19 protein-coding genes are annotated in these 17,152 nt (G+C 69.8%); 10 read left to right on the top strand and 9 right to left on the bottom strand.

Annotated elements, in window-relative coordinates:
* Nucleotides 1-2 precede the first annotated feature (2 nt).
* The 5 genes from AC1Q87_RS19935 to AC1Q87_RS19915 all read right to left on the bottom strand — a co-directional run bounded on the left by AC1Q87_RS19935 (nt 3) and on the right by AC1Q87_RS19915 (nt 5,128).
* Nucleotides 3-392, bottom strand: a complete 390-nt coding sequence (locus tag AC1Q87_RS19935) for a TadE/TadG family type IV pilus assembly protein (RefSeq protein WP_492610576.1) — start codon at nt 390-392, stop codon at nt 3-5.
* Nucleotides 392-955, bottom strand: a complete 564-nt coding sequence (locus AC1Q87_RS19930) for a TadE/TadG family type IV pilus assembly protein (RefSeq protein WP_492610575.1) — start codon at nt 953-955, stop codon at nt 392-394. The genes AC1Q87_RS19935 and AC1Q87_RS19930 overlap by 1 nt, the downstream gene beginning before the upstream one ends.
* Nucleotides 952-2,331 (bottom strand): pilus assembly protein TadG-related protein, encoded by a 1,380-nt coding sequence (locus AC1Q87_RS19925; RefSeq protein ID WP_492610574.1) that lies wholly within the window; start codon nt 2,329-2,331, stop codon nt 952-954. Before AC1Q87_RS19925 ends, AC1Q87_RS19930 begins: the two co-directional genes overlap by 4 nt.
* A gap of 236 nt (nt 2,332-2,567) precedes the next feature.
* Entirely contained in the window at nt 2,568-3,248 is a 681-nt protein-coding gene (locus AC1Q87_RS19920) for a response regulator transcription factor (RefSeq protein ID WP_492610573.1), read from the bottom strand.
* Nucleotides 3,245-5,128, bottom strand: coding sequence for a sensor histidine kinase (locus AC1Q87_RS19915; protein ID WP_492610572.1), 1,884 nt, complete (start codon nt 5,126-5,128; stop codon nt 3,245-3,247). The genes AC1Q87_RS19920 and AC1Q87_RS19915 overlap by 4 nt, the downstream gene beginning before the upstream one ends.
* A gap of 175 nt (nt 5,129-5,303) precedes the next feature.
* On the opposite strand from AC1Q87_RS19915, the gene trhA reads away from it, so the two are divergent.
* Entirely contained in the window at nt 5,304-5,966 is a 663-nt protein-coding gene (trhA, locus tag AC1Q87_RS19910; RefSeq protein WP_492610571.1) for a PAQR family membrane homeostasis protein TrhA, read from the top strand.
* Nucleotide 5,967: 1 nt separating this feature from the next.
* Here trhA and AC1Q87_RS19905 read toward each other — a convergent pair whose 3' ends face one another.
* Nucleotides 5,968-7,515 (bottom strand): PAS domain-containing sensor histidine kinase, encoded by a 1,548-nt coding sequence (locus AC1Q87_RS19905; RefSeq protein WP_492610570.1) that lies wholly within the window; start codon nt 7,513-7,515, stop codon nt 5,968-5,970.
* A 185-nt stretch (nt 7,516-7,700) separates the two neighbouring features.
* Between AC1Q87_RS19905 and AC1Q87_RS19900 the strand changes: the two genes are divergently transcribed.
* The 5 genes from AC1Q87_RS19900 (at nt 7,701) to AC1Q87_RS19880 (ending at nt 12,346) form a co-directional block, all read left to right on the top strand.
* The gene (locus tag AC1Q87_RS19900) at nt 7,701-8,336 is read left to right on the top strand and encodes a response regulator (RefSeq protein WP_492610569.1); all 636 of its coding nucleotides are present in this window, start codon (nt 7,701-7,703) and stop codon (nt 8,334-8,336) included.
* A 171-nt stretch (nt 8,337-8,507) separates the two neighbouring features.
* Nucleotides 8,508-9,734, top strand: a complete 1,227-nt coding sequence (locus AC1Q87_RS19895; protein WP_492610568.1) for a DUF1254 domain-containing protein — start codon at nt 8,508-8,510, stop codon at nt 9,732-9,734.
* Nucleotides 9,731-10,513, top strand: coding sequence for a DUF2092 domain-containing protein (locus AC1Q87_RS19890; protein WP_492610567.1), 783 nt, complete (start codon nt 9,731-9,733; stop codon nt 10,511-10,513). The genes AC1Q87_RS19895 and AC1Q87_RS19890 overlap by 4 nt, the downstream gene beginning before the upstream one ends.
* A gap of 11 nt (nt 10,514-10,524) precedes the next feature.
* Nucleotides 10,525-11,100: a hypothetical protein gene (locus AC1Q87_RS19885; protein WP_492610566.1), complete on the top strand. Its 576-nt coding sequence runs from the start codon at nt 10,525-10,527 to the stop codon at nt 11,098-11,100.
* Nucleotides 11,101-11,401: 301 nt separating this feature from the next.
* Nucleotides 11,402-12,346, top strand: coding sequence for a formylglycine-generating enzyme family protein (locus tag AC1Q87_RS19880; protein ID WP_492610565.1), 945 nt, complete (start codon nt 11,402-11,404; stop codon nt 12,344-12,346).
* On the opposite strand, the gene AC1Q87_RS19875 is transcribed toward AC1Q87_RS19880, so the two are convergent.
* Genes AC1Q87_RS19875 through AC1Q87_RS19865 form a run of 3 tightly spaced genes read right to left on the bottom strand, consistent with a single transcriptional unit; the run spans nt 12,343 to nt 14,560 of the window.
* Nucleotides 12,343-13,125 (bottom strand): hypothetical protein, encoded by a 783-nt coding sequence (locus AC1Q87_RS19875; protein ID WP_492610564.1) that lies wholly within the window; start codon nt 13,123-13,125, stop codon nt 12,343-12,345. The genes AC1Q87_RS19880 and AC1Q87_RS19875 overlap by 4 nt on opposite strands.
* A 29-nt stretch (nt 13,126-13,154) precedes the next feature.
* A complete protein-coding gene (locus AC1Q87_RS19870) occupies nt 13,155-13,814 on the bottom strand; it encodes a hypothetical protein (protein ID WP_492610563.1) in 660 nt (219 codons plus the stop codon).
* A complete protein-coding gene (locus tag AC1Q87_RS19865) occupies nt 13,811-14,560 on the bottom strand; it encodes a DUF2092 domain-containing protein (protein ID WP_492610562.1) in 750 nt (249 codons plus the stop codon). Before AC1Q87_RS19865 ends, AC1Q87_RS19870 begins: the two co-directional genes overlap by 4 nt.
* A gap of 196 nt (nt 14,561-14,756) precedes the next feature.
* Between AC1Q87_RS19865 and AC1Q87_RS19860 the strand changes: the two genes are divergently transcribed.
* The 4 genes from AC1Q87_RS19860 (at nt 14,757) to AC1Q87_RS19845 (ending at nt 17,129) form a co-directional block, all read left to right on the top strand.
* Nucleotides 14,757-15,113 carry an EF-hand domain-containing protein gene (locus AC1Q87_RS19860; RefSeq protein WP_492610561.1) on the top strand — a complete coding sequence of 119 codons (357 nt, stop codon included), beginning with the start codon at nt 14,757-14,759 and terminating at the stop codon, nt 15,111-15,113.
* A 14-nt stretch (nt 15,114-15,127) separates the two neighbouring features.
* Nucleotides 15,128-15,490 (top strand): DUF1622 domain-containing protein, encoded by a 363-nt coding sequence (locus tag AC1Q87_RS19855; protein ID WP_492610560.1) that lies wholly within the window; start codon nt 15,128-15,130, stop codon nt 15,488-15,490.
* Nucleotides 15,491-15,626: 136 nt separating this feature from the next.
* The gene (locus AC1Q87_RS19850; protein WP_492610559.1) at nt 15,627-16,232 is read left to right on the top strand and encodes a DUF4136 domain-containing protein; all 606 of its coding nucleotides are present in this window, start codon (nt 15,627-15,629) and stop codon (nt 16,230-16,232) included.
* A 33-nt stretch (nt 16,233-16,265) separates the two neighbouring features.
* Nucleotides 16,266-17,129, top strand: a complete 864-nt coding sequence (locus AC1Q87_RS19845) for a bile acid:sodium symporter family protein (RefSeq protein ID WP_492610558.1) — start codon at nt 16,266-16,268, stop codon at nt 17,127-17,129.
* Nucleotides 17,130-17,152: the final 23 nt, after the last annotated feature.

Here is a 17,152-nt window from a genome sequence, read left to right as displayed (position 1 = left end):
CTTCAGGTCAGCGGATAACAGGCCTGGGAGGACAGCGGGATGGTCGATGAGGTGAGCCCCGTCGAGAACACGTAGTTGACGGTGCCGACCACGCGATTGCCACAGGCGGCGCTGGTCCCCGTGAACGTCGCCGTCCCCGGCCCTGAGTAGCGCCCCCGGGCATAGGTGTTCATCGTCCCGGAGTTGGTGCAGATCGTCTTCTTGACCGTCAGGCACCGCGCCGCGTCCTCGGCTGCGTAGTTCAGGGTCGCCACCGTGTAGACCATCAGGCTGATGTTGATCGCCCCCAGCGTCAGCATGACCATCGGGATCAGGACCAGCACGAACTCGACGGCCGAAGCCCCCCGATCGTCGCGCCGAAATCTGCCTATTAGGCTGCGCGCCGCCGCCATCAGTTCAGCCTCATCCAGGCGGTCTTGGTGATCGGCGTGGTCAGCAGGCTGGCGATCGAGGCCTGGGCGAAGATCGGCTCGTAGGGATAGGTCACCGTGACCCGCACATAGTCGCCCGGCACGGTCGTCGATCCGCTGAACTGCCCAGCGCAGGTGAATGGATTGGGCTTGGCCGGGGCCGATCCCAGCGTGCCTGCCGTGCCGACCAGGGTCAGCGCGCCGGCGCTGTTGACGCAGTAGTAGCCCTCCGCCGGGCTCCCGGCCGCCACCGTCACCGTCGCTCCCAGGCTGGTCGACCGCACCGCAGTCTGGATGGTCGCGGCCAGACCCGTGCAGTTGCTCACCGCCGGCAGCTTCGCGCTCCTGTCGCACGAGCGCCAGACCGCGTGGGTGCCGGCCTGGGCGGCCGTTTCCACCTGCATCTTCTTGAAGACATAGACGCCCAGGTCGACGGCGTTGATCAGCGGCAGGATCAGCAGCGACAGCCACAGCACGAACTCGGCCGCCGCCGCCCCGGCCTCGTCGCGCCAGAATCCACCGGCTCTCCGCCCGCGCTCGCTCATTGGACCAGCGCCGTTCTGGACGCGTATTCCGACGCGGTCGGCGGCTTCAGACCCGCTTGCGGACACTCGCTCTGCTCCAGGAACTTCGTGGTGCCGTTGGACGAGAACGTGTTGACCACCAAGGCGAAGCAACTGCGCCCGCCGACGCTCGACTTGTTGACGATGCCGCTGACCGTCACGTCGGCCTTGGGCAGATAGACGAGGCCGGTGATGTTCCAAGTGGGCGAATTGCCCGCCGCCGACCAGTTGACGCCCGATGTCAGGGCCGGATCCTGATACATCGCGACCCCAGACCAGTCCCCGGACGTCGGCGCCGCGAAGTCCAAGGTGCCGCCGCCGGTGGTGATGTAGCTGGGGCTCAGCCCTGAAACGCCCGTCGGCCCGGTGAACACGATGGTCAGGGACGACCCGGCCGCGGTCTTAAAAGTGCGGTTGCCGACGTTCAGGCTGCCGTTGCGGACTACAATGACCGAACCGCCTGCGGGTGTGGTGATCGTGGTGTTTCCGGTCAGATTGACGTTCCCGCAGTACTGCTGAACGGCGGGCAGCGTGATGCTTCCCGTCAGCGGGTTGCTGCTGGTCGTCTGCGGGTAGCTGTTCTTGTTGTTGACCGGCGTACAGGGATTGCTGCTAGGGATGTTGGACGCCAGCCCGGCATAGGGATCGTCGATCTTCGGCACGCCCGTATTGTTGATCACGCCGCAGTTGTTCGAGCTCCCTGCCGCGTCGGCTATGTCAGCGTTCAGGTCGTGGCCGTTGCAGCGCGCGGTGCCGTTGGTGCCGATCCGGCATCCCGACAGGTCCACCATCGAGCAGCCGTTGCAGCGGATGCCCTGGGTGGTCGCGCTGCCTCCGGCCAGGGCCAGCAGGCAATAGGTGGCCTTGGTCTTGGGCGAAGCCACCGCCGAGGCGACCACCGTCTGCGCCGGTCCGGCGGCCGTGGTCGCATCGCCGTCGAAACCGACGATCCGGGTCAGGTTGACCGGCATCAGCTTAGTGATCGTGACCCGATAGCAGTTCGAACCGGTCAGCGGCGCCGGACAGGCCGCATTGTTGACCGCCGTCACCGTGGTGTCGGCTGTCCCGTTGACGTAGCCGAACCGGCTCGCCACCGACCGCGCCTCGATGTTGTAGTAGGGGGTCTTGGCGGCGACACAGGTCGCTTGCGTCGCATCGCAGCCATTGGTCGCCGCGGCCATGGCGGCGGCGTCGGCCGCGGCCTGCATCGAGCGCTGCGCAAAGAACCAGCTGGACGCCTCGGTGGCCATGCCCAGCATGCCGACCAGCGGAATGATCATCAGGGTCAGCATCGGACTGACGCTGCCGCGCCGCTCCGATCCGAAGGCGAACAGCCGCGTCAGCAGCCTCCGCGACACACCCTGTAATGGCTTGCAGACTCCGCCCATGACAGACAGCCCACCTGCTGGGCGTCGCTCCGAGCGCGACGCCGGAGCTCAATAGAAGTCCAACTTGCAGATCAATTCAATAGTCGAACACCCGACAGGCGAACTCGACATCAATTCTCAAGCAGACATCGCCACTCAATTTCTTAACACAAATCTTAACACCCATTGCGCAACCGCCGATTACTCCCATAGACTTGGCGAACGCTTCAATCCAGGCTCAACCGGTATCCCAGACCCGCCTCGGCGATCAGGAACCGCGGCGCGGCCCCGTCCGGCTCGATCTTGCGCCGCACCTGCCAGGCCAGCACCCGCACGTTCATGTAGTCGGCGTCGGTCCCGCGCCCCCAGATCGCCTCGATGATCGCATCGTGCGTCACCACCTCGCCGCGCGCCTCCATCAGCAGCGCCAGCAGCTCGGTCTCCTTGCGCGACAGCCGCACCGAGGCGCCGTCGACGGTCGCCCGCCGCACCGCGACATCGACGTGCAGGCCCTTCTCCGTCGGCTTGCTGGCCGGCGCCGGCTGCGGGATGCGCAACGCCACGCGGATGCGGGCCATGAGCTCGCCCATGTCGAACGGCTTGGCCACATAGTCGTTGGCGCCCAGGTCCAGCGCCGCGATCTTCTCGCGCTCCGAACCGCGGGCCGACACCACCAAAAATGGGGCCCGGGTGATCGAGCGCGCCTGGGCGATCACCTCCTTGCCGTCCATGTCCGGCAGGCCGAGGTCCAGCAGCACCACCCCGAACTCGTTGCGCACCAGGTGTTCCAGCGCCTCGAGTCCGGACTTGGCCGTGGTCACCATGTAGCCGGCCTGGGTCAGCGTCGAGCGGAGCATCCTTTGCAACTGCTCCTCGTCCTCGACGATCAGAATGCTTGCTGCGCTCATGGTCCTCCCCCTTTTGTCGCCGGCAGGCTGACGCTGATCACCAGCCCGCCCTCCCCGTCCGACCGGTTCTGCGCCCGGACCGAACCGCCCAGCATCTCGACCAGGCTGCGCGTGATGTAGAGCCCCAGCCCAAGGCCCGGCGCCGCCGTCCCCTGGCCCCGGAAGAACCGGCCGAAGATCCGGTCCTCCGCGCCGGGCGCCACGCCGCACCCTTGGTCCGTGAATTCGAGGATCGCCGCCTCGCCTGCGCGCCGCGCCCGCACGCCGACCATCGATCCTTCGGCGCTGAACTTGATCGCGTTCTCGAGAATGTTGCCGATCACCTGGGCCAGCAGCGCAGGATCGGCCGTGACGCTCGCCTCGCCGACCTCGACGTGCAGGAAGCGCCGCGCGCCGCCGGCTTCGCCGAAGGTCTCCCAGACGTCGTAGAGCAGCGGCTCCAGCGCCACCTCGGTCGGATTGACGTCGATCGCGCCGGACTCCAGCCGCGCCACGCTGAGGAAGTTCTCGACATAGCGGTTCAGCCGGTTGGCCTGCTCCTTGATGATCAGCAGCAGTTCGCGCCGCGCCTCGCGGTCGTGCTGCTCGGGCAGGTTCAGGATGCTGGTCGCCGAGCCGAGGATGCCCGCCAGCGGCGAGCGGAAGTGGTGCGAGACCGCATCGAGCAGGATCGTGCGCAGCTGCTCGGTGCGGGCGCGGAACTCCATCTCGGACTTCTCGACCCCCAGCCGCGCCCGCACGATCGCCGAGGCGCCGAGATCGACCACCGCGGCGGCGACCTCATCGAACTCGCCGTTGCGGCCTTCGCGGGCCCCCGGCAGCCAGCGCGCCGCGCCCACCACCCGGCCGTCCGAGGTCAGCGTCCGCTCACGCCAGCGCCCGGTCGCGACCGGCGGCGTCCGCCTGCCGTCCTCGGGCGTGCCGAGCGCCGCGCCGCCGGCCTCGTCGACCAGTTCGACCGCACCGCCCCCTGTGACCTTGACCAGGCTCTCCAGCAGGATCTGGCGCACGCTCGCCTCATCGGCGCCGGCTGCGAACTCGCGGCTCGCGGCGGTCAGGCCGTCGAGCGCCCGCCGCTCGCGCTGCAGACGATCGGCCAGATGTCCCGCGCCCCATCCGAAGGCCGCGAACATCAGCAGGTCGAACGCGACCATCGCCCCGCCGGCGTGACCCGCCGGCGACGGCGGAAACGCCAGCGCCGCCAGCACCGTCAGCACCCCGCCGGCCAGGCCGAGGCTCGCGCCCAGCGACGCGCCGGCAAGCAGCACCGCGCCGGTCAGGATGAGCTGGGTCGCGCCCGCGCCCAGGGCGTCGCCCGTCACCCGGGCCAGCGCCCAGCCGGCCCCGACGATCAGGACGCAGACGCCAGTGCGCGCGATGTTCTCCAGCACTTCGGCGGCCGAGAGGCGCTCGCCTCCGACGCTGCGCATGAATTGGCCGAGCGCGGTGTCCGACACGTGCGCCGACAGTCGCCCGCCGGCCGCGATGAGCGCCCGCGCGGCGCTCTCGCGACGCCGCGCGACGTCGGCATAGAGCCCCGCGGCGACCACCGCCGCGCACAGGAGCCCGAACAGCAGGCCGTCCTGCGACAGCCATCCCCGCGGCAGCGGGGTCTGGGCCAGCAGATGCAGTCCCGCCAACGCCGCCGCGCCCGCCGCCAGCCCGTAGGCCAGCCCCAGGGCGGCGGCGACCACCAGCACCCCGGCCAGCAGCACCGCGCTCAGGCGTTCAAGACGGAAGTCGTTGATCAGCGCCAGGTCGATGACGGCGGCCCCGACCAGGACCAGAAGGAACGCCGCGAGGTATGCCGCGCCCTCATGGCCGATCAGGCGCCCACCTGAGGGACGCGTCTGCCCGACATCCTGGCCCCCGACGGGCATGAACACATCCCTGCACTGTTGCGGCTGGAAGCATCACCCTTCGATTACTTCAATGATCGTAAGCACATAAATGCAGATCGAATAAGCCCTTTCGCCAAACAGGCGCTGTGGCGCCGCTCGCGCCCGGCCTGGAACCTGATATCGTCCGCCGACGCCAGGATCAGGAGCCTCCCCCATGAGCCCGCCCGCGGTTCCGCCCCGCCACTACCCGACCGCCAGCGCCAAGTGCGCCGACCTCGTCGTGCACGTCGTCGGCCTGACCCTCGCCCTGGTCGGCGGGATCGTACTGCTCACCCTGGCGGTGCGCGCGCAGTCGCTCAGCATGGCGTTCGCGGTCGGCATCTACGCCCTGGGACTGCTGGCCATGCTGGGGTTTTCGACCGCCTACAATTTCGCCAAGCCGCGCTTCCGGCCGGCGCTGCGGCGGCTCGATCACGCCGGGATCTTCCTGATGATCGCCGGCTCCTACACACCGTTCACGACCCAGACCCTGACCGGCGCATGGGCCTGGGGGATGACCGCGGCCGTGTGGTCGGTCGCCGCCTTCGGCGCCCTCGGCAAGGTGCTGCTGCCCGGCGTCGGACGCCGGGTCTGGGTCGCGGCCTACCTGCTGCTCGGCTGGATCGTCCTGGTGGCGCTCAAGCCTCTGCTCGCCAACGCCACCAGCCTGACGATGCTGCTGCTGGCGATCGGCGGCCTGCTCTATTCGAGCGGCGTGGCCTTCTATCTCAACAAGCAGCTGCGCTACGCGCGGGCGATCTGGCACGGCCACGTCGTGGTCGGCGCCGGCGTCCACTGGGCCGCCGTGCTGCTCGGGGTCGTGCTGACCGCCCGCTAGGTCACGCCAGTCCCGGCGGGGGACCTCCGGCGTCCAGCTGCAGCCGGCGCGGCGCGAACGAACGCTCCTCGCTCGCCGGCGTCTCGCGACGCCGCGCCTCGTTGGGCCGCATCGGCAACGGCAGTTGCGCCTTGAGCCGCAGACCGCCGTCGCCCGACTCCAGCTCCAGCCGCCCGCCCAGCTCGATGAGCCGGCCCCGCATGCTGCTGATGCCGACCCCGGTCTCGTCGTCGACCGCCGGGATGCGGCCGCTGACCGGCCGCCCGCCGTCGTCCTCGATCAGCAGCGAGACCTCCGCGCCGACATAGTTGAGCACCGCCCGGACCGTGCGCGCCGCCGTGTGCCGGTGCACGTTCATCAAGGCTTCCTGGAAGATCCGGAACAGCGTCCCGTCCTGCGCGCTGGAGGTCGCACGGGGACGCCCGGCCACCTCGACCGTAATCCGCAGCGAGGCGCGGCGGCCGAAGCCGTCGGCGAAGATGCGCAGCCGCTCGACCAGGTCGCGCCCGCTCGCCTGCGGCGGATGCAGCATGAATGAGAACGTGCGGATCTCCCGGTGCGCCGCCGAGATCGAGTTGCGGATGTCGCGCAGGATCGTCTGGTGGCTGTCGTCGAACACCACCCGCCGCTCGAGCGCGGCCAGCGACAGCCCGATGGCCACCAGGTGCTGCGCCGTGGAGTCGTGCAGCTCGCGGCCGATCCGCCGCCGCTCGTCCACTTCGGCGCGCGCCAAGTCCTCCTGCGCCCGCGCCAGGGCCTGAGCCTGGTCGACCGCGACCGTGACGTCGGACGCGACCCCGATCACCCGGCGCACTGCGCCCTCCGGCGTGCGCGAGAACACCCGCGCCCGCGACTGCACGATCCGCCAGTCGCCCTCCGCACCGCGCAGCCGCAGCTGCGTCTCACAGACCTCGTGGTCGCGCAGCGCCGCCATCGCCTCCAGGTGACCCTGCAGAACCGTGCGGTCGCGAGGATGCAGGCGATCCTGCACCTCGCCCAAGCCCGCGCCGGTCGGCGACAAGCCCAGGCTCTCGGCCAACTGCGGATGGATGTAGCGGGTCCGCCGCTGGATCACGTCGTAGACGTAGAGCATCCCCGAGCTGATCGGACCCAGATGGTCGAACAGGGTCTCGTTGCGCGCGGTCAGGTGATGGGTGCGCGCCGCCGGCGGGATCGCCAGGATGACCTGCTCGGCCCCTTCTGCGCCCCATTCGACGGGAAAGGCCCAGACCCGGCCGCCCAATGGAAACGCATCGGAGTGCAGCGCCCGGTCGATGCGCCCGGGCCGTCGTCCTTGCGCGCATTGATCGACGAGCGCGGCCAGCCTCTGCGCGTCTGCGGGGCTGCAGACCTCGTCCAGCCGCCGGCCGGTCAGGTCTTCAGACGCGCCGAGACGAGCCGCGAAAGCCGGGCTCGCCGATATGAATTTGATCTGTCCCGCGCGCTGTTCGACCAGCGACGTCGCCGCGCCAGGGTGGTCGCGTTCCAGGTCGCGGCCCGTTACGCACCGCGGCTCCGCCGCGCTTGCGTCGGTGTGGACTAACGCCATCGTCCGTCTCCCGCTTCCCAGGTCGAACGACCTCAGGAAGTCCCAAACAGCGGCGCCCGTTCCCCCGACGGAAGAAACACCCGTCCAAAATACATGCCCAGGATCAAACGTATATGGGTGATCTTACTAATGCACGAACTAATCCGATGGGTGTATTACCTAGGCATTCATACCTGGGGTGTTGAATGCTAAGGATTCTGATCGCCGACGATCACGAAATCGTTCGGCGGGGCATAAGGGACATAGTCGAAAGCCATCCTGGGTGGGAGGTGTGCGGCGAGGCTTCAGACGGCCAAGCCGCGGTCGAACTGGCTGCGGTCCAGCAGCCTGACGTCGCTGTCATCGACGTTTCATTGCCGCTCATGAACGGTCTGGCGGTCACCCGGCGGTTGCGCCAGGACTCGCCGCAGACCAACGTCCTGCTGTTCACCATGCACGACGACGATGAGACGGTGAGCGGCGGCTTGGCGGCGGGGGCCCGCGGCTACCTGCTGAAGAGCGAGAGCGAGCAGCACCTGGAGGCGGCCATCTCGGCCCTAGGGGCGAACCGCCCCTACTTCTCCTCGTCGGTGTCGGAACTCCTGCTGGAGGCGGCGGTCAGCGAACGCAAGCGCTCACGGCTGGAGAGCTTCACCATGCGCGAGCTAGAGGTCGCCCAGCTGATCGCTGAGGGCAACTCCAACAAGCAGATCGCCCGGCAGCTGCAGATCAGCGTCAAAACGGTCGAAAGCCATCGTGCCGCAGCGATGCGCAAGGCAGGGGTGCGAACCGCCGCCGAGTTCGTTCGTTTTGGCATAAAGCACAATCTTATCCAGCCTTAAGTCCCTTACCGACGGCCCCCGATATCGGGTTTGACCCGATGGCGGCGGTAGGCGTGCGCTGGGACGCTTCCTCTCAACAAGGAGGCGTCTACGCCCATGGCGTCGCAACTACAGACGAATCCGTTCGAGCTCCGGCGCGCTGCCGCTGACGGAGTCGTTCTCGGGTTCCCCTTGCTGCTGGTCGACGCCGTCCGCCGCACGCACCCGGTCGGCATGAACCAGATGCTGGCGCTGCCGGGCGACTGCAGCGTCATCGCCCCCGGCCTGACCGACGACGACGACCTGATCGTGCGCGCCAGCGCCTGGATCGATCTCAGCGAGGGGCCGATGCTCCTCGCCCTCCCCAACCTCGGCGGCCGTTATTGGGCCGTGTCGCTGTTCGACGCCTGGGGCCGGCGCATCGGCCGGGTCGATCCACGCACGCATCCACGCGGCCTCGACCTGATGCTGGCCGGTCCCGGCTGGCGCGGCGAAGCGCCCAAGGACGCCGTCGCCCGGCGCGCCCCGACCAACCTGGTCTGGGCCGTCGTGAGGATCGCCGCCCGCTCGCCGGACGACCTGGACGCCGTCCGGGGCCTCGCCGGGAAACTTGCGCTGGGCCCTGCCGAGCCGCCCGGCGCCCGTCTGCGGCCGCTCGCCGGTCAGGTCGACCCGCCGCTGCAGTCGGCCCTGGACGCCGTCACCACCCTCTCGCCGCATCGCCTGTTTCATCACCTGGCCCGGCTGCTCGCGCGCTACCCCGTCGAGGACCTCGACCTCACCGGCCTGGCCGGCATCGGCCTGGCGCCGGGCAAGGCGTTTCACCTGCCCGACGAGGCCGCGCTGCGCGACGCCCTGACCCTCGGGACCTCCGACGGCATCGCGCGGGTGATCCACGACCAGGACCCGGCCGACGGCGCGGCCTGGCGTCCGGTGTCGGCCGGCGGGGCGGACAACTCCGCATCGGCGTTGCTGGCCGGCCTGGGCGCGGCCGCCCCCGAGGACATGCAGCAGTGGATCTGCGACAGCGACGCCGACGGGCGCCCGCTGATCGGCTCGGAGCCGTACCTCGTTCGCTTCGCGCCGGGCGCGGGACCGCCGGTAGACGGCTTCTGGACGCTCGGACTGGCAGCGCGCGCGCCCAGCGGCGCGCTGCGAGAGGGCGCTCGACGCCTCGACAGCCGCGACGCCCTGGCCTTCGACCCCGACGGGGCGCTGACCGTGCGTATCGACCACCAGCCGGCCGACACCCCCAACTGGTTGCCCGCGCCGCCCGGACGCTTGCGCCTGCGCCTCAAGCTCTACTGGCCCAAGGCTCCCGCCCTCGGCGGCGGCTGGCGGCCGCCCGCCCCCGAACGCATCGGCGGTTCGCGCCGATCGTCCACCGTCCAACCTGAAAACCGGGAGTCCCCGTTATGAGAACTGTGCCCTGGCTCTCGGCCGCCGCCGTCGCCGCCCTGCTGGCGACCGCCGCGCTCGCCCAGCCCGCCCCGCCGCCGGCGGCTCCGGCCGGCGCCGACGCCGCCGACAGCGACATCGATCCCGACGCCATCGAGGCGCTGAAGCGCATGAGCGCCTATCTCGGGACCCAGACCAGCTTCGAGCTGAAGACCGACGGCGCCTTCGACCTGGTGCTCGACGACGGCCAGCGGCTGCAGTTCGGCGACAACGCCACCTTCAAGGTGCGCCGGCCCAACGGCTTCGTCATCGAACGGGTCGGCGACTACAAGGACCGCCGCTTCACCTACGACGGCAAGCAGCTGACCGTGTCGTCGCCGCGCACCTCGTACTACGCCCAGGTCGACGCCCCGCCGACCATCCGCGAGACCCTGGCGCTCGCCAGCGACCGCTACGGCATCGAGCTGCCGCTGACCGATCTCTTCCGCTGGAGCGAACCGGGCGGCGGCCGCGCCGACAACATCAAGGAAGCGCTCTATGTCGGTCCGGCCAAGATCGACGGGACCATGACCGACCACTACGCGTTCCGCGAGGCCGACGTCGACTGGCAGATCTGGATCGCCCAGGGCGACGCCCCGACCCCGCGCAAGATCGTCATCACCGACCGCAGCGACCCCAGCTCGCCGCAGTACACGGCCACTCTGTCGTGGAACTTCCGGCCGACCTTCGACGCCCAGACCTTCGCCTTCAAGGCCCCCACCGGGGCCATGCCCATCCGCCTGACCGCGCTCGGCAAGTAGGAGACACCGCCATGTGGAAGTTTCATAGCCTGTCGCTGACCGCAGCCGCCCTGTCGGCCGCGCTGTTCCCGGTTCTGGCCGAGGCCCGTCCCGGCGGTGGAGGCGGCGGCCATCAGGTCCGCGGCGGCGCGCGCTCGAGCGTCCAGGGGGCCCGCCCGGCGGCGGCCCGCGCGCCGGCGGCGCATCCGAACGTGAACCGCCAGAACGTGAACCGTCAAACCGTGGCGGCCAACCATCCGAACGCCCGTACCAACGTCTCCAACCGGCAAGCCAACGTCAATCGCGGCGGCAACCGGGTCAACACCGGCAACGTCAACGTCGGCAACAACGTCAACGTCAATGTCGACCACGACAACGGCTGGGGCTGGAACGACCGCGACTATCATCCGGTCGCCGCCGGCGTGGCCTTCGGCACCGCCGCCGCCGTGACCTCGGCCGCCCTCGGCTCGCGCTATTACTCGCTGCCGCCGGCCTGCTCGCCCTACCCCTATTCCGGCCTCACCTACTACTCGTGCGGCGGCGCCTACTACGCGCCCCAGTACGAAGGCGACACCGTCGTCTACGTGGTCGTCGACCGGCCGGGCTAGGGAGCGCCAGCGCCGAACTCGGGGTAATCCCCGCCCCGCCTGAGGCGCCCACCGGATCACGGCGCTTAACCGCCGGTGCTGTGATGGACCCGTCGGAACGCTCCTTCCCCTCCCCCCGGGGACCGCTCCGTCAGTCGGGCATCGGGCCCGACCTCCTGGACAGGCCCCGCGTCACTCTCGAGGGCGCGGGGTCTAACCATGCGCGGCGCGCGCTCCGGGTTTCGCCGGATCGCCAAGCGTTCCCGCAGGTGGTCAGATCGCCTACAACCAACGCGGATCGAGGACACATCGGATGCCCAACATGCAGCGACAGCTTCGCGCGCCCGACCAACGCCCCGGCATGGTGTGGATTCCAAGCGGCGGCTTTCGCATGGGCTCCGACGTCCACTATCCGGAAGAGGCGCCGATGCGCCCGGTCGAGGTCGAAGGCTTCTGGATCGACGCCCGCCCGGTCAGCAACCGCGACTTCGCCGCCTTCGTCGAGGCCACCGGCTGGGTGACCACCGCCGAGAAGCCGGCCGATCCGGCCGACTATCCGGGCGCCGATCCGGCGATGCTCGCCCCCTCGTCCCTGGTCTTCATGCCGACCTCCGGGCCGGTGCCGCTGAACGACATCCGGGCCTGGTGGCACTACGTCGCCGGCGCCGACTGGCGCCATCCCTACGGCCCCGACAGCTCGCTCGAAGGGATAGAGGACCACCCGGTGGTCCACGTCTCCTGGGCCGACGTCGAGGCCTACGCCGCCTGGGCCGGGGGCGAGCTGCCGACCGAGGCCGAGTGGGAGTACGCCGCGCGCGGCGGGCTGGACGGCGCGATCTACGCCTGGGGCGACGCCTTCGAGCCCGGCGGCAAGCCGATGGCCAAGACCTGGCACGGCCGCTTCCCGTTCGAGAACCTCGACAAGACCGGCTGGCCGCGCACCTCGCCGATCGGCTCCTATCCGGCGAACGGCTACGGCCTCTCCGACATGATCGGCAACACCTGGGAATGGACCGCCGACTGGTGGTCCACCGCCTCGGCCGAACCCTTCAAGGGCTGCTGCGCCGCCAGTCGCGCCCAGGCGGCGATGGAGGCCAGCTACGACCCGAACCAGCCGGAGATCCGCATCCCGCGCAAGGTCCTCAAGGGCGGCTCGCATCTCTGCGCCCCGTCGTACTGCCGCCGCTACCGGCCGGCCGCGCGCCATGCCCAGCCGGTCGACACCTCGACCAGCCACGTCGGCTTCCGCGTGGTCGTGCGGGCCTAAGACGGGATCAGGTAGGTCAGCACGAAGCGCACGCCCCAATCGGGGCCGCCGTCGGGACCGTCGAAGTAGTAGCGGCCGAACACGCCGGCCTGCACCTTCTGGTTCGCCCCGAACTTGTACATGTGCGTCACGCCGACGTTCATCGGCACGGTCCACTGCTCGCGGCTCCAGTCGTAGGTGCTCTCGAGGTTGACCACGATGCCCGTCGTGTTCGGGAAGGTGTAGTTGAAGAACGGCTGCAGCAGCGTGGTGTTGATGTCCACCGGCTGGTTGCTGTTCACGGCCCAGAGCTGGGTCGCCAGCATGCCGTAGGTCATGTGCCCGTCCTGCTTCAGCACCAGGCCCGCGGGCCCCGCAGCCCACTGGTGGGCGCTGAACCCGTCGGTGCCGGTCGGGTACGAGATCGCCGGCCCGAAGCCCAGCACGAACCCTTCGGTCTTCGGCGAGAAGAAGAAGGTCTGCAGCGTGTCGCCGAACCCCATCTGATCGCCGACGCCGGGCGCGGTCTCGCTCTGCGAGATCACCGGCACGATGGTGCGGATGATCAGGTTCCAGTCCTCGCCCAGGTGCAGCGGCACCACCGGCTGGATGTTCAGCGTCACCCGCTCGCCGTCCGAGGGGCCGTAGCAGCAGTCGTAGTTGAACTGGAACGGCAGGCTGACCAGGTCCGAGACCGGGTTGGCGAGTTTCTTGGCCAGTTCGACGTCCGACTCCTGAGCGCTCGCCAAGACCGGCGCAGCCGCCAGAGCCGCGGCGCCAATTACCGCAACAAATTTCATACCTTAGCGCCTTCTGCTAACGCCCGGCCCTAAGGCGGCGGGGCCACCACCACATAGGTCACGCCGCTGCCCAGGTACTGCGGCTGGTACCAGACCGATCCGCACTGGAAGTAGGTCAGGTCGCCGCGGAACACGGTCACGCAGTTGCCCGGCAGCGCGTAGGCCGTGCTGCCCAGCGCCGCCGACGTCACCGCTGCGGCCGTTCCGGCCACGACCCCGACCGCGGCCGCCGTCGCGACCGGATAGTTCCAGAACGGATCGTCGTCCCATCCCCACCACGGCCCCCATGCAGGAGGCGGCGGAGGGGGCGGACGCGGTCCAGGCCCGGGCCCAGGTCCGGGTCCGGGTCCGGGTCCGGGTCCAGGGCCGGGTCCGGGTCCAGGTCCGGGTCCAGGGCCGGGTCCAGGCGGATGCCATTGCTCGCCGCCGCCGCCCTGGCCGGGCCGGCTGATGCCGCCGCCCCCGCCGGCGTGCCATTGCTCGCCTGCGCCGCCGCCGCCCAGCCGGCCGCCTCCGGCGAAGGCGCCGCCGCCCGGCGCGTGGATGCTGCTGGCCGCGCCCATGTGGCTGAAGCCGCCGCCCATTCCCGGGCCGCCCAGCCGAGGCCGCGCCTCGACCGGGCCGGCCGCCAGCGCCAGGGCGGCGGCCGCGACCATGCCGCGGCCGATCAAGGTGGGGAGCCTGCTCATGGGTTCACCTTCGCCAGCGCGATCGGCTTGGCGTCCTTGGCGGGGTTGAAGGCGAAGGTCCCGGCCGGGAAGTTCGGACTGACGTTCCAGGTCAGCTCGGCCGAATAGGTCGGCTTGGCCGGGTCATCGAGGGTGTTGATTGCGATCTTGCGCGGCAGCGGCTGGGCGCCGCGCTCGATCCACAGATCCCATTCCAGGTCGGCGCTGCGATAACGGTAGTGGTCGGTCGGAGTCCCGCCGATCGTCTCCTGCCCCACCTTGCTGGCCGAGATCACCCCGGCGGTCGGCGAGGCGCCCTCGCCCCAATAGAACAGGTCCGCCAGCGGCAGCGCGACGCCATAGGTGTCGTAGACCACCTCCAGCGTCTGCTTGATCGTCGGCGGCGCCGAGACCGAGGCGTAATAGCCGACCTTCGGCGCGAAGACCGTGAAGGCCTTGCCGTCATAGATGAATTTACGGGCCTTCTTCTCGCCGGCGCTCTCGATGACGAAGCCGTCCGGCCGCCGGACCTTGTAGTTCACGCTGGCCTTCAGCTGCCGCGGCTGGCCGTCGTCCAGCGCGCCCATGGTGACGTCCGACGTCACCTCGAAGGTCTTCAGTGCGTGCAGATAGGCGCCCATTTTCTCGGCCGCCTGCAAGGCGGCGGGATCGGGCTTGGCCTGGGCCAGCGCGCCCGAACTCAGGCAGAGCGCCAGCAGCGCTCCCGCCAGGGCTGGCCTGGCTATGGCGTCAGTTGCATGCGGCATCGCGCGTTCCTCGCCGTGAAGACCCGACGGTTTCACCGGCCCCGCGGCCCGCCTATCGGGTGCAACCCTGACGCCCAATGCGGGAATAGCGCATCAGGCCCATCGCCCATCCCGTCTCAGGTGGACGCCCAATGGTTCGGCGGGTCGGGAAGCGGGAGCATCGTCGCGACATCCGTCCCGACGAAAGGCTACGCCCATGCACCGTATCGTCCTCGCCGCCGCCGCCTTCTCGCTGCTCGCCTCCGGCGCCGCGGCCCAGGCGATGCTCGCCGACGCCAACAAGGACGGCAAGATCACGCCCCAGGAGTGGGACCGCGCCGCGGCCAGCACCCGCATGGACCTTGAAGAACGCGGCGTCGACCGCGCCGGCCTGGTCGGCAAGGGCGGCTGGTTCCAGGCCATGGACGCCAACAAGGACAACGCCGTGACCCCGGCCGAGATCAACACCTACACCGCCGCGCGGTTCAAGGCCCACGACCCCAACGGCGACGGCGTCATCACCCGCGGCGAGGCGGCCCAGCTCGAGAAGGCCGCGGCCAAGAAGGTCAATTAGCCCGGACAGCCCCGATGGAAGCCGCCCTCCAAGAACTGGCCACCTACGTCGCGCTGATCGCCGAGATGATCTGCGTGCTCTGCATCGCCATCGGCGTCATCGAAGGCGTCTATCTGGCCGGCCGTTACATGGTCATGTCTTCGGGACCGACGGCGCTCACCCGCCGCCAGGTTTGGACCCGCTTCGCGCGCTGGATCATCCTGGCGCTGGAGTTCGCCCTTGCCGCCGACATCGCCCGCACCGCCATCGCCCCCACCTGGGACGACATCGGCCAGCTGGCCGCCATCGCGGTGATCCGCACCGCGCTGAACTACTTCCTCGAACGGGACCTGGAGGCCTTCAGCCGCCCGCTCGGCGCCCCCGAACCCGAGAAGTAGTAGCCCCGGCGACTTGGCGTCAGCCGCACCTCAGCGGCGGTCCAGGGTTTGACCCGATTGCTGGCCTCGGGAAGTGGCCGGACATTTCGCAGCACAGCCGCGGCGAGCGGCTTGCAACCAAGATGGGAAAGTCACCATGCGCAGCGGCGTTCTGAAATCCCTGGCCCTGGCGGCGGGCCTGAGCACGGCCACCCTCGGCCTGACCGCCTGCGGAACCCCCGGCGGCAACGTCTCGGTGCTCAAGAGCAGCACGGTCACGGTTGCGCCCGGCTCGACCTGGGCCTGGGCGCCGGGCGCGCAGCCCGGCTCGGGCGACAAGCGCATCGACAACGACATCATCCAGGGCCGGATCAAGGCCGCCATCGAAGGCGCCCTGGCCGGCAAGGGCTATCGGCAAGTCTCCGACCCGTCCTCGGCCGCCCTGCTCGTGCAGTACCACATCGGCCTGCAGAACCGGACCGAGACCCGGGTCGACACCTTCGGCGGTCCGATGGGCGGTCCCGCCGCTTGCGGCATCCGCGGCTGCATCGGCGGCTTCGGCTGGGGCATGTACGGCCCGCCGATGGACGTCGACGTCCGCAACATCAACTACGTCGAGGGCACCGTGATGCTCGATCTCGTCGATCGGGCCAGCGGCAGGCTCGCCTGGCGCGCCACCTCCCAGAAGCGCCTCGACCAGAGCGACGCCGACCAGGCAGGCGTGAACGCCATCTTCGCCGACATGGTCAAATCCCTGCCCTGACCCCTAGCGCCTCGCCGCGGAGGCGGCCGGAACATGGAAGCCCTCAAACAGCTCCTGCCGCTCCTGCTGACTCTCAGCCTGGCCGGCCTCGTCATGACGGTCGGCCTGAAGGCCGGGCACGGCGACCTGCTCTACGTCCTGCGGCGGCCGGGTCTGCTGATCAAGGCGATCCTGGCCGTCGAGATCATCCCGCCGATCGCCGCCGCCGCCATGGTCTGGCTGCTGCCGCTGGAGCCGGCGGTGAAGGCGGGGATCATGCTGATGGCGATCTCGCCGGTGCCGCCGCTGGTCCCCGGCAAGCAGCTCAAGATCGGCGCGCGCAAGGAGTACGCCTACGGCGTCTATGTCGCCATGGCGCTGCTGACCATCGTCGCGGTGCCGCTGGTCTTCGACCTCGCCGCGCGGCTGTTCGGCCACCAGCGCACCCTGCCCTTCCACACCATCGCCGCGACCGTGGCCACCGGCGTGCTGGTGCCGCTCGGCCTGGGCATGCTCATCCGCCGCATCGCGCCCGACTTCGCCGAGCGCATCGTGCCCTGGGTCTACCGGCTCAGCATGCTGCTGGTGTTGCTGGTGTTCTTCCCGATCCTGGCGACCATCTGGCCGGCGATCCGCAGCCTGATCGGCGACGGCGCGGTGGCGGCGATGGCGGGGCTGACGCTGGTCACCCTGATCGGCGGCCACCTGCTCGGCGGCCCCGCCGACTACGATCGCGCCACCCTCGCCGTCGCCAGCTCGGTGCGCCATCCCGGCATCGCCATGCTGATCGCCAACACCACCTTCGGCGACAAGCGTGTCACCGCCGCGGTGCTGCTCTACCTTCTGGTCAGCATGATCATGGGCGCGCTCTACCAGGTCTGGTTCAAGCGCCGCCATCCCGCCGCCAAGCCGGCCTGACCGCCTCGCGGTTCCCTGGCCCG

Source organism: Phenylobacterium sp. GW823-FHT02A09, from assembly GCF_058797775.1.
This window is presented reverse-complemented; position numbering and strand designations above follow the sequence as displayed.